This window comes from Bacteroidota bacterium, assembly GCA_039111535.1.
Classification (GTDB): domain Bacteria; phylum Bacteroidota; class Rhodothermia; order Rhodothermales; family JAHQVL01; genus JBCCIM01.
The window spans coordinates 1-11,713 of the sequence record JBCCIM010000203.1 but is presented as its reverse complement, the minus strand read 5'-3'; the positions used below and the strand labels follow the sequence as shown (position 1 = coordinate 11,713).

Genomic DNA, 11,713 nt, shown 5'->3' with positions numbered 1-11,713 from the left:
GAAAAAGCAGAAATTCGGCTTCATTAATACTTTTAATCAATAACTACAATAATTACAAGCGTGTTATTCCACTAAAAACTGACATAAAGACAAATATTTATCATCTTTTCTACTCATTTCACACGAATTGAGGCAAAAAGGCTCATGATCTGGGGCTACGGATCGCATAATCCTAATCTTTTCACTAACGCTTACAAGTTTAGACGTGCTACACATACAGGACGTACTGTTAAAATCAAACCAGAATACGTGCATCGCGTATATAGTGTGAAACTTTCGACCCAGAGAATCGAATTGCTCATACATCCCTCGCATTCACGGATTACAGACCAGTAAAACGACCATATGGCGGCTAGAAAGAAACCAGCTACAGCATCAGACACTCCTGCAAAAAAATCTACCAGCAACGGTAAAGCTGCGCCTAAAAAAGCGAGTGAGCCCAAACCTACCCTCGCCATAGACCAGTATACCCAGCATTATCCGGGCTGGGCCAAAGAATTTGCGCGTAAGTATTTCACCAAAACGGTGAACGAATTTATCCTTTATGGCAACGTACGCGACTTTGTCCCGTCTCTTGATGACGATGACAAAGCGGTATACATCCCATTGCGCGAGTTTCTTGTAGATGACCTCTTCTCTGCCCGCGACATCATCCTGTTTTACGACCGGTCCGCCGGCATCCACTTTGCCGACCAGGCGTCGCAAAAAGACTTCAATCGGGCACTCTCTGGATACGACACCATCTTTGGCACCGATTACGTACAAAAGCTGCCGAAAGACCCTGTACGTGTATTTTCTGTACTTGAAAATTACTTCCGCCTGCGACTAGACGAAGGCAAGCGTATCGCACTAATTATCGATTACGCAGAAACCGTCGTACCGATGGCAGAAGCTTCTATGTATTCTTCTGAAGATCGCAATGCATTGGTCTTCATGCAGAAATGGTCGCACGATCCGCTTTTTATCGAGCATGACTTCACCATCTGCATGCTCACTGAAAACTTGAAGGACCTGAACCAACAGCTGGTCCAGAGTCCACATACCGTGGAAATTCAGATTGCGCTGCCTGATGCCGAAGAACGGAGTGCTTTTGTATCCTGGTACGTCCAGGGCAGAGAAAAGCAATTCAAAGAGCATTCAGACGTCCCTTCAGCAGCCTTTTCTCAAAATACCGCCGGCCTCGGCTACATCCAGCTCCGCACAATCCTCGCGGATGTAATGGAAAACCGGACCCATCTTTCGTTTGAAGTACTGTCTGACCTGAAAAAAGAGTTTATCGAGGCAGAAGCGTACGGCATGCTCGAGTTTGTCGAGACCGACTATACACTCGATCTTGTCGCCGGCCACAAGGAGGCAAAAGAGCACCTTCGCCAGGCAGCCAAGGCCCTGAAAAACAGCCGGCCTGATGTTATGCCGATGGGTTATCTCATCAGTGGCCCTGTGGGTACAGGTAAAACCTTCATGATCACCTGCTTTGCCGGCGAAATCGGCATCCCGATGGTGAAACTGAAGAACTTCCGCTCGCAATGGCAGGGCGCAACAGAGGGTAACCTCGAAAAAATCCTAAACCTGCTGGAAGCCATGACGCCTGTAGCAGTCATGATTGATGAAGCCGACGCTATGCTGGGTAACCGCGATGCCTCTGGCGATTCAGGCGTATCACAGCGCGTGTTTGGGCAGATTGCTTCTTTCATGAGTAATTCCAAACACCGTGGCCGCATCATCTTCTTCCTCGTTACGGCACGCCCCGACCTTATGCCTATTGACCTCAAACGGCAGGGCCGTGCAGAAGAGCATCTCGCCTTGTTCTACCCCTCAGCACGCGAAGACCGCGAAGAGTTGCTGAAGGTTATGATGAAACGCACCGGCATAAATATGCCGATGAGCAAAATTCCTGAAGCCCTCCTGAATGGCGACCGCACCTTTAGTGGTGCAGACATGGAGGCGCTCTTTACGCGGGCAAAATTCCGGGCTGCTGCAGAAGATGCCAAAGGCAAAGTCACGCCGGCGCACATCCAGGCCGTTGTGGATGATTTCATTCCGCCAACCTATCCGCTGGAAGTGGAAATGCAGTCGCTGGTTGCCGTCCTCGAATGTACTAACAAAGCCCTGCTCCCTGAAGAGTACCGTAAACAAGGCCGGGAAAATATTGTCCAGCGCGTAGAAGCCCTGAAGCATTTGATCTAGCGTGAGGAGTGAGGAGTGAGGAGTGAGTGAATTTGCCTTCGAGATTCGGAGTTCCTTGTTCGATATTCGATATTCAAAAAGGAGCTACCGAGTCATGGATCCGCACTCCCCACCTAGCTTCTCTCCCCTCCAGTCTCTTTTTCCAGGAGTCGTGCATACAACTCATAACTAATCAGCACGGCATACGGGTCGTTATTTTTCTGGATCAGAATACCTCGATCTTGACACCTTACATGTTCTACCAATTCCGAGGTTTTGGAGCGCAGCTCGGTAATGGTGGCAACAGATTCAATTCCCTTGGTGCTATACATAAATATGTCCAGATGTTTGTGTGCAGACAGGTAGTCTGATTTCTAACAGAATTGCACAAATCTCAGCAGAACTTGTGTTTCCCATAGTCGGCAATTTCTTGCAAATCTCCGGATAACTATTGGTGTTCGTATACGCAAACTCAGGCGCAACTGCCTGTGATCTTTTCTACGGAGGCCGTGCAGCCTGATCGAGACAAAAGCATAGCGTCTTTTAATGCATGACATCTGTCTTTTTTAGCGCTTTGCTTTGTCGCATCCATGCGTTTTCGTTATCCGCTTCTATGGGCCGTGGGCCGAAGAAACTCCGAAAAAACACGCAAAATAGCCTTGCAGGTCATTTGAATTAGACCGTTCTTGAGCTTGCTCCATTATTCCAATACCGCAGCAAATGTTTTGCTCTTTACCCCGCATCACCATGCGTTTTATCACCACCTTCATTCTTTTATTTTGCCTCCTGCCGGCTCTAGCCTCAGCGCAATCGCTCGACTCTGTCGCTGTGGCTACACGAACCGTTGCCATTGAGGGGGCGCGGATCGTCCAGAAACCCGGCCAGGTTATTCGCCGAGGTAACATTGTTATCCGCGATGGATTAATCACAGCTGTAGGCCCATCCGTCGCAATTCCGTCTGATGCTGCGCGCATTGACGGCGACAGTCTGACGGTTTATGCCGGCTTTATTGATGGACTCTCCCACGCCGGTATGCCAACACCCCCTAAGCCGCCATCGAACACGGGCAGCCAAAAGGTAAGCCGTGCAAATCCTCCCAATGACAGGGCAGGCATTCAACCGGCGCGTACTGCGCTTTCGCAATTAGATGCATCGCTGAAGTCTGTTGCAGCACTGAGGAAGGCCGGCTTTACAGTAGCCCACGTGGTGCCGCAAGGACGTATGTTGCCTGGCAAAGGCGCCATTGTCCTGCTTGCCGGCAAAGTACCTGAAGCGATGATTCTACAGCAAGATGTTTCGCTTTTTGCCCAACTCACCGGTGCCCAGGGTGTCTACCCGGCAACGCCTATGGGTGTCATGGCAAAAATGCGGCAGCTCTACCGCGAAGCGGCGCGGCGCAAACAACTCGAAGCACAGTATGCGTCAAGTTCAGCCAGTATGCCACGACCAGAATTTGATGCTGCGCACTATGCTTTCTTCCCTGTGCTTGACGGTAAACAACCGATCTACATGCACACAACAGGACCGCTCGACATTTACCGGGCCCTGCGGCTGAAAACCAATCTTGGCTATCCCCTCGTACTAAGCGGACTTTACGGGGGCTTTGAGTCGGTTGACCTGTTGCTCGATGCAAGCGTTCCGCTTTTCCTCACCCTCAAAATGCCGGAAGCGCCTAAAGAGAAGGTGATGCAAGATTCTCTTGAGGTTGACATCTCAAACTATGATCCTTCACTACACGTAACGGATCACACCAATACGGACAACGAGCGGATCAACCTCGATACCCGCCGGCGGATCTTCTACAATGAATATCTGGCAACAGCAGCTACCCTCTATGATGCCGGCCTGAATTTTGGATTCACAACCAAAGACGTCAAAACGACGGATATCCATCCGAACCTGAGAAAAATGGTAAACAACGGACTTTCGGAAGATGCTGCGCTTGCAGCTTTGACAACAGTCCCGGCCAAAATACTGGGCCTTTCCAGGCGCGTTGGCACCGTGGAAAAAGGAAAAATGGGCAACCTCGTTGTCACCAATGGCCCCCTGTTTGAGGAAGACACTAAAATTCTACACGTATTTGTCGATGGTCAGCGCTTCACTTACAACAACTAACAAAGCCTGCGCACCGTCGCCTCTATTGACTGTAAAATGAAGTTTCACATGAACCACCTACGAAGCATCCTGCTTAGCTGCGCCTTCTTGCTTGCCCTGCCGGTACAGGCACAAGAGCAACCAGGCGATATCATTGTCAAAAACGGGACAGTGATTACCGTCACCAATGGCACTCTAAAAAACACCGACGTACTGATCCGTAACGGCAAAATCACCCGCATTGGCCCCGGATTGAGTACGCCCCGTGGTGTACAGGAAATTGATGCGACAGACCAGTTTGTTATGCCGGGCATCATCGACGCACATTCGCACATTGCGTTGAGCTCAATTAACGAAGGCACGAGCCCGGTCACGTCGGAAGTATCTGTAGAAGACGTAATCAATCCGTTTGACGTGAGTATTTACCGCGCCCTCGCTGGCGGTGTGACAACCATTCACGCCATGCACGGCTCTGCCAATGTGATTGGCGGGCAATGCGAGACCCTGAAGTTGCGCTATGGTGCCACACACCCCGACGATCTCAAGCTTGCCGGCGCACCCCGCACGATCAAGTTTGCGCTTGGTGAAAATCCAACGCGCGTGCATGGCGCCGGCGCCGGCATCAACCCGTCTTCGCGTATGGGTGTAGAAATGGTGCTGCGTGACGCCTTTACACGGGCCACGTACTACATGGACGACTGGGCAGCATACGAAAAGGAGAAATTGACCAATACCCGTGCCCTACCACCGGCATACAGCGAACGCATGGAAGTACTTGCTGACATCATGCGCGGTAAAATCCTTGTGCAGGCGCATTCTTACCGTGCAGATGAAATACTCATGCTCATGGAAGTCCTCGGCGACTTTGGCGTCAACAAAGTGACGTTCCAGCATGTCAATGAAGGCTTTAAGGTTGCGCCCGAACTGGCTGCATTTGGCGCCTCGGCTTCGGTCTTTTCTGATTGGTGGGCTTACAAATTTGAGGTGTACTACTCGACCGCTTACAACGCTGCAATCCTGACAAAAAATGGCGTGGTAACGTCGATCAACTCCGACTCTGGCGAACTCATTCGCCACCTATTCCACGAAGCAGCCAAAACCCAGCGGTATGGCGACCTCACCGACGATGAAGCCCTCGCGCTCATCACCATCAACCCTGCCAAACAACTTGGGATTGAAAAACAGGTTGGATCAATCGAAGTCGGCAAAGACGGTGATCTCGCAGTATTTAACGCGCATCCGCTTTCCATCTATGCGATCCCGCAACAAACCATTGTTGACGGCAACCTGAAATTCGACATCAACAATGACGCAGATGACATGCGTCTTATGGTTGACCCAAACCGCCCCGTTGAAGAAGCTCTTATCTTCGACCATCACGACCATCACCGTTGCATGGAAGGCGCACTGACCAACAGCCATTTTCACGAACTGCTGGAATCCGACCAGTAAACTGCTCAATTTTTACTGCTCCATTTTTGCTGACATCTAGCCATTAAGGCCATGAATATTTTACTCACTTTTGTTGCTACGCTCCTGCTGATCACTGCGCCGGCAGACGATCCCAAAGCCAAACGGGGCACCTTTGCACTTACCAATGCGCGTATCGAAACGGTGACCAATGGCGTCATCGAAAACGGCACGCTTATCATTCGCAACGACGAAATCATTGCCATCGGGGCTGATGTTGAAATCCCGGATGACGCCGTTGTGATAGATTGCGCCGGCCAGACGATTTACCCGGGTATGATTGATGCCGGCACCCAGTTGGGGCTGGTTGAAATTTCTGCTGTCCCGCGTACGGTAGACTTCAGGGAAAACGGCGACATTACACCACATGTGGAAGCCATTACTGCCGTTAACCCGAATGCCGTAGCCATTCCTGTTACCCGTGTGAGCGGCGTCACAACCGTACTCACCCAGCCTTCCGGCGGCATGCTGCCAGGTAAAGCAGCCATGATAAATCTGCACGGCTACACACCGGAGCAAATGAGCGTTGCAGGCATGCAGTATATGATGATGAGCTACCCGCGCTCAGGGCGTCGCAGCCGGTTTGATCGTCGCTCAGATGAAGACATTAAAAAAGCCACAGACAAAGCTTTCAAGAAGCTCAACAATACCTGGAATCAAGCTACGCTGTATGAAAAAATTGATGCTGCGTACAAAGCATCACCCAATACAGCCAGCCGGCCCGAGTACAACCCCCAGTTAATTGCCCTCCTGCCCGTTATTCGTGGCGAAATGCCGCTGATTATTCAGGTAAATGCGGCCAAAGATATTCGCTCTGCCATCAAATGGGTTGCAGACAACAACATTCAAAAGCCCATTTTCAGCGGCGTAGCTGAAGGCTGGCGTGTAGCAGACGCGTTGGCTGCAGCAGGTATTCCTTGTCTGGTTGGCCCGGTACTTTCCACGCCAACCCGACAGGCAGACCGGTTCGACAAACCGTACCAGAATGCCGGCCTGATGCACAAGGCGGGTGTCAAAGTTGCCATCCGTACTGGTGAAGCGGAGAACGTCCGTAACCTGCCGTTTAACGCTGGCTTTGCCGCGACTTACGGCATGGGCCGCGAAGCTGCGTTGCGCGCTGTCACCATGGCGCCGGCTGAAATCTTTGGCGTTGCAGATCGGCTTGGCTCGCTGGAAGTCGGCAAAAAGGCCAACGTGGTTGTTGCTGATGGCGACCCCTTTGAGCCCAAGACGAAAATCAATCATGTGTTTATCGACGGCTGGCAGATTCCACTCGAAAACAGACAAACACGTCTCTACGATGAATTTCTGCAGCGAGAACCTGGTCTCGACGAGCAGCCAAAGTCACCAGATATTAAAGAGCCTATTGGGTGATGACTTGGGACTAACGCGCTGTGGCCTAGTGCCTAATGAGGCAGAGTAAGGGTTGAAAGCATGATTTTAGTTTTTTCGTGTTTTCGTATTTCCGTGCTTCTGTTTTGCACTATTTCTGCACAGGTATCAATGCTATGGCCTGCCTCTTTTGCAGCTAATGAACATCACTCAACATTCGGAATTAGACGCAACCCTTAATTCGCATGAGTGATGGGGGTCGATGACAGGTATTGTCACGCGTGCAATTTTAAATAGCGCACGACGGAAGTACGAAAACACAAAACACGAAAAAACAGTCTATAACAATCCGGCTGCAACACTGCGCTCAAAGTGTGCAATGGTTTGGGCGATGCCTGCTTCCAAAGATGTTTCTTGGAAATCTGGCAGGTAAGCTTTGAGTGCTTCGCCCGTAAATCCTTCAGGAAAGGGTAAATCATTTTGCTTAAAGCGGATGTCAGCACCGGGCTTGACTGCTTTGATATGGTCGACAACAGCTGCAACGGAATATGCTTCTGTGCCAATGTTAAGCGTAAGTGCTCCATCGCCGGCGCGGTCAGCTGCTTGGATAAAATACCGCGCAATATCGGAAGCTAGCTGGAATTGCATGGTCCCGCTAAACCCTATTTCATACGCCTCACCTTTGACAGCTGCGAGCATGGCTTTGGTGGGTTCACTGGTCATGCCCTGGTCGCGCCCGACGCCATAAACCGTATAAGGGCGTAGCGCTGTACTGCTAATCTGGTGGTCTTGCCAGTACACGCGCGCCGTACCTTCGTTTGCAACTTTGTACACCCCGTACAGGGTATGCGGATCTGTTAGCGCCGCATCGCTGATCAGTCCATTAGGATAGCTGGATGGTGGCCCAAAAACAGCAACCGACGAAGCGTACGCGATATGCGGGATGTTGAATTTGCGCGCGGCTTCAAACACATTTACGGTACCTACAACGTTAACCGCAGCCCCCATTACCGGATCAGCTTTACAAAATGGCACTTGTAACGCAGCAAGGTGAATAATCCGATCCACCTTGTGTTTCTCGACCAGGGCGTTGATCCGGTCGCCATCTCGCAAGTCTCCTTGCTCAAATGCGATCGCCTGTTGTGCTTCGTGCGACATGAGCAAATCGAGCCGGCGCCTGTCATCACCCAAATCAAAACTGACAACTTGAGCGCCACGTGTTACCAGATGATGCATGACCCAGGAGCCAATGCACCCCATGGCACCGGTTACTAGATAGGTAGGCATAGTGTTGGGGGACTTGGTGATCAATAATAGAAATACCGCCAGCGCAACACGCTGGTTATGATTCTTCAGCCTTTTTTTTAGTCTGAACAAAATCAAACGAAGGCGCCGGACTCACGTTGGTCCAGCCGCCATCTACAATAAGGGTTTGTCCGGTAATTTGCCCTGCATCAGGCGACAACAGAAAGAGCGCAGCCTGTGCTATATCTGCAGGTACTGATGCCTGGCGGGTCGGTGACACGTTGCCCCATACGGTCTCATAAGAAGGATCATCACTGACATTGCGCGGCGTAATGGTGGGGCCGGGTGCAACGACATTTACGGTAATATGATGCTGAGCGAGTTCAGCAACCAGGTTACGGGCGAGTCCTTCCAATCCGGCTTTTGTCATACTGTAAGCAGAAAGGTAGGGCAACGCCTGGTGTCCGGCTACGGATGACATCAACAGTACGCGCCCTCCGCTTTTCTGGTGGATCATTTGCCGTGCTGCCGCCTGCGCCAGGAAGAAGGAACCGCCAAGATTTACGGAGATAACGCGATAAAAATCTTCCGGACGATAATTGAGGAAATCATTCCAAATGGTAATGCCAGCATTTGCAATGGCAAGGTCGACCCGGCCGTACGTCTCAACAGCATGGTTGACGAGTTCTTTCACAACTTCACTTTTCCCAATATCTCCAGGCAAAGCCATACACGTGCCGCCATCATCGCCTATCATTTTTGCAGCCTGAGCTGCTTTGTCAGCGTCGATATCATTAAGTACCACTTGCGCCCCTTGCGCTGCCAATTGGCGCGCAATCTCAAAACCGATGCCTTCGCCTGCCCCGGTTATAACGGCTACCTGATCCTTAAACATGTCACCCATGGTTATGCATTTTGATAAAACCAAGCAACGTGTGCTGTTCACCTGCGGATTACCCATAGCGCCTAAAACGTGGCGCGACCACCCGAAATATCAAACACAAATCCTGTATTAAACGAAGCTTCTTTGGAGACAATCCAGCAAGCAAGGGCGGCAACTTCAGACACCGTCCCTAGCCGGCCCATTGGAATTTTTGCTGTCATGTAGCGCAGCATTTCATCAGACGTCTCTGCATTCATCGGCGTACTAATGACCGCCGGTGCCATGCCGTTCACCGTGATGCCACTTTTTGCATACTCTTTGCCAACCCCTTTCACCAACCCCATCACACCCGATTTGCTCGATGCGTAGCCGGCCATTCCCGGATTCCCTTCTTTGCCTCCAATCGATGCAATCAGCAATATTCGTCCATAGTTTTGGGTAACCATCGGTGCGATTGCATGTTTTGTCATGATAAACGCACCAGTCAGGTTTACATCCACCACACGCCTGAACGCTTCAGTTTCGTAATCGAGAATATTGGTAGCCGTGGGCCCAACAACCGCGGCACAGTGAATCATAACATCGAGTCGCCCATTACGCCGCACCACCTCTTCTACATACGATTGCACTTGCGATTCTGACGTGATATCAACGGCAAAAGCATCTACATTGAGGCCTTCCTTTTTCATTGCGCGGGCCTGCGTCACCAACTTCATTTCATCTGTATCAAACAGGCTGACCGCAGCACCTTCGCGAGCAAGACGCATAGCAATGCCAGCACCTATGCCGCTGGCACCACCGGTGACAATGGCTACTTGCCCTTCAAATCTATTCATCATTGCAAAGCTGGGGGAGGGATTAAACTAAAACGGGCATTGCTACGCCAGATCAATGGTTCGGCTTGGGCACTTCACTTCCCGAACCACCAATCAGAAAATCAAAATCTGCACCTTTATCTGCCTGCATCACATGGTTCATGTACATGCTAACGTATCCGCGACTGGTGTGCGGCGCGGACGGCGTCCAGGCAGCACGACGGGCTTCCAGTTCTTCATCGGGCACATCAAGATGGAGCCGGCGATTTTTTACATCGAGCTCAACTACATCGCCATTTTTCACCAGCGCCAGCACCCCACCAACGGCAGATTCTGGAGAAACATGCAGGACTACTGTACCATAAGCCGTTCCGCTCATCCGGCCGTCCGAAATCCGAATCATATCGCGCACGCCCTCTTCCAGCACTTTTTTAGGCAGTCCAACATTGCCTACTTCTGGCATACCAGGATATCCTCGGGGTCCTACATTTTTGAGCAGGATGACCGAATCTTTGGTGATTTCTGTCGCCGGGTCGTCGATGCGGGCGTGGTAATCATCATAGTCTTCAAACACAACTGCAATACCCCGGTGCTGCATCAGGTCAGGTGATGCTGCAGAAGGTTTGATGATGGCGCCATCTTCGCAAAGGTTGCCTCGCAAAACAGCGATGCCAGCATTTTCTATGACAGGATCATCAACCGGTGTGATTACCTCTTCATTGTAACAGGGCGCATTTGCATTGTTTTCGCCGAGGGTTTTCCCGGTAACCGTCAATGCATTCAGGTGCAGTTCATCCCGCATTTTTTCAATGACTGCGGGCAAGCCGCCGGCATAGTAGAAATCTTCCATCAGGAATTTGCCGGAAGGCATCAGATTTACGAGCAGCGGCAAGTGACTCCCCAGGCGATCGAAGTCTTCCAGTTCCAGCTTTACGCCAATCCGGCCGGCAATAGCTGTAAGGTGGATCACAAAATTTGTAGAACCACCAATGGCTGCGTTGAGCTTGATGGCATTTTCGAAAGCTTCACGCGTCAGAATGTCTGAAAGGCTCAGGTTTTCGTGCACCATTTCAACAATCCGAATGCCTGTCATGTGTGCAGCGCGACGCCGGCGCGAATCGGGCGCGGGTATGGCGGCGGCACCCGGCAGGGTAAGCCCCAGCGACTCAACCATACATGCCATCGTAGAGGCTGTCCCCATGGTCATGCAATGCCCATCGCTACGCGACATACAGGCTTCTGCATTAAAAAAGTCAGCTTCCGAAATTTGGCCGGCGCGATAATCTTCGCTAAAGCGCCACACATCCGTTCCGGAGCCAATGTCTTCTCCCCGGTATTTCCCGTTAAGCATCGGTCCGCCTGGCAATACAATGGTGGGCAGATCCACACTACAGGCGCCCATTACCGTTGATGGCGTGGTTTTGTCACATCCTGTCAACAACACAATGCCATCGAGCGGATTTGCACGAATGGTTTCTTCTACATCCATGCTCGCCAGATTCCGGTAAAGCATGGTGGTTGGTCGCATCAGAATTTCACCCAGCGACATAACAGGAAACTCAAACGGAAATCCTCCAGCTTCATAAACACCGCGCTTCACATGCTCAGCAAGCTCACGAAAATGGGCATTACAGGGGGTAAGATCCGACCAGGTATTGCAAATACCGATGACGGGGCGCCCATCAAACATATGGTCGGGATGGCCCTG

9 protein-coding genes are annotated in these 11,713 nt (G+C 51.1%); 4 read left to right on the top strand and 5 right to left on the bottom strand.

The genetic code is table 11. The features are described 5' to 3' along the window. The first annotated feature begins 345 nt into the window (after positions 1 to 345). A complete protein-coding gene (locus tag AAF564_22550) occupies positions 346 to 2,187 on the top strand; it encodes an AAA family ATPase (GenBank protein ID MEM8488347.1) in 1,842 nt (613 codons plus the stop codon). 113 nt (positions 2,188 to 2,300) lie between these two features. Here the strand turns inward: AAF564_22550 and AAF564_22545 are convergent, their stop codons facing one another. Then, complete coding sequence (locus AAF564_22545; protein MEM8488346.1) at positions 2,301 to 2,498, bottom strand: type II toxin-antitoxin system Phd/YefM family antitoxin; 198 nt, start codon at positions 2,496 to 2,498, stop codon at positions 2,301 to 2,303. A 415-nt stretch (positions 2,499 to 2,913) separates the two neighbouring features. Here AAF564_22545 and AAF564_22540 point away from each other — a divergent pair, with 415 nt between their 5' ends. The 3 genes from AAF564_22540 to AAF564_22530 are packed head-to-tail and all read left to right on the top strand — an operon-like array spanning position 2,914 to position 7,104. Further along, complete coding sequence (locus AAF564_22540) at positions 2,914 to 4,281, top strand: amidohydrolase family protein (GenBank protein ID MEM8488345.1); 1,368 nt, start codon at positions 2,914 to 2,916, stop codon at positions 4,279 to 4,281. Positions 4,282 to 4,329: 48 nt separating this feature from the next. Next, positions 4,330 to 5,712 carry an amidohydrolase family protein gene (locus AAF564_22535; GenBank protein ID MEM8488344.1) on the top strand — a complete coding sequence of 461 codons (1,383 nt, stop codon included), beginning with the start codon at positions 4,330 to 4,332 and terminating at the stop codon, positions 5,710 to 5,712. A 51-nt stretch (positions 5,713 to 5,763) separates the two neighbouring features. Next, entirely contained in the window at positions 5,764 to 7,104 is a 1,341-nt protein-coding gene (locus tag AAF564_22530) for an amidohydrolase family protein (GenBank protein MEM8488343.1), read from the top strand. Between the two features lie 297 nt (positions 7,105 to 7,401). Here the strand turns inward: AAF564_22530 and AAF564_22525 are convergent, their stop codons facing one another. The 4 genes from AAF564_22525 to AAF564_22510 form a co-directional block, all read right to left on the bottom strand. Then, positions 7,402 to 8,349, bottom strand: coding sequence for an NAD-dependent epimerase/dehydratase family protein (locus AAF564_22525; protein ID MEM8488342.1), 948 nt, complete (start codon positions 8,347 to 8,349; stop codon positions 7,402 to 7,404). Between the two features lie 55 nt (positions 8,350 to 8,404). Next, positions 8,405 to 9,202: an SDR family oxidoreductase gene (locus AAF564_22520; GenBank protein MEM8488341.1), complete on the bottom strand. Its 798-nt coding sequence runs from the start codon at positions 9,200 to 9,202 to the stop codon at positions 8,405 to 8,407. A 71-nt stretch (positions 9,203 to 9,273) separates the two neighbouring features. Further along, complete coding sequence (locus AAF564_22515; GenBank protein ID MEM8488340.1) at positions 9,274 to 10,029, bottom strand: SDR family NAD(P)-dependent oxidoreductase; 756 nt, start codon at positions 10,027 to 10,029, stop codon at positions 9,274 to 9,276. Positions 10,030 to 10,078: 49 nt separating this feature from the next. After that, a partial coding sequence (locus tag AAF564_22510; GenBank protein MEM8488339.1) for an IlvD/Edd family dehydratase occupies positions 10,079 to 11,713 on the bottom strand: 1,635 nt, incomplete at its 5' end.

What these genes read in the sequence shown, in the direction of transcription:
- AAF564_22550 (MEM8488347.1), top strand. Translation starts at nt 346, where the DNA reads ATGGCGGCTAGAAAGAAACCAGCTACAGCATCAGACACTCCTGCAAAA.
- AAF564_22545 (MEM8488346.1), bottom strand. Translation starts at nt 2,498, where the DNA reads ATGTATAGCACCAAGGGAATTGAATCTGTTGCCACCATTACCGAGCTG.
- AAF564_22540 (MEM8488345.1), top strand. Translation starts at nt 2,914, where the DNA reads ATGCGTTTTATCACCACCTTCATTCTTTTATTTTGCCTCCTGCCGGCT.
- AAF564_22535 (MEM8488344.1), top strand. Translation starts at nt 4,330, where the DNA reads ATGAACCACCTACGAAGCATCCTGCTTAGCTGCGCCTTCTTGCTTGCC.
- AAF564_22530 (MEM8488343.1), top strand. Translation starts at nt 5,764, where the DNA reads ATGAATATTTTACTCACTTTTGTTGCTACGCTCCTGCTGATCACTGCG.
- AAF564_22525 (MEM8488342.1), bottom strand. Translation starts at nt 8,349, where the DNA reads ATGCCTACCTATCTAGTAACCGGTGCCATGGGGTGCATTGGCTCCTGG.
- AAF564_22520 (MEM8488341.1), bottom strand. Translation starts at nt 9,202, where the DNA reads ATGTTTAAGGATCAGGTAGCCGTTATAACCGGGGCAGGCGAAGGCATC.
- AAF564_22515 (MEM8488340.1), bottom strand. Translation starts at nt 10,029, where the DNA reads ATGATGAATAGATTTGAAGGGCAAGTAGCCATTGTCACCGGTGGTGCC.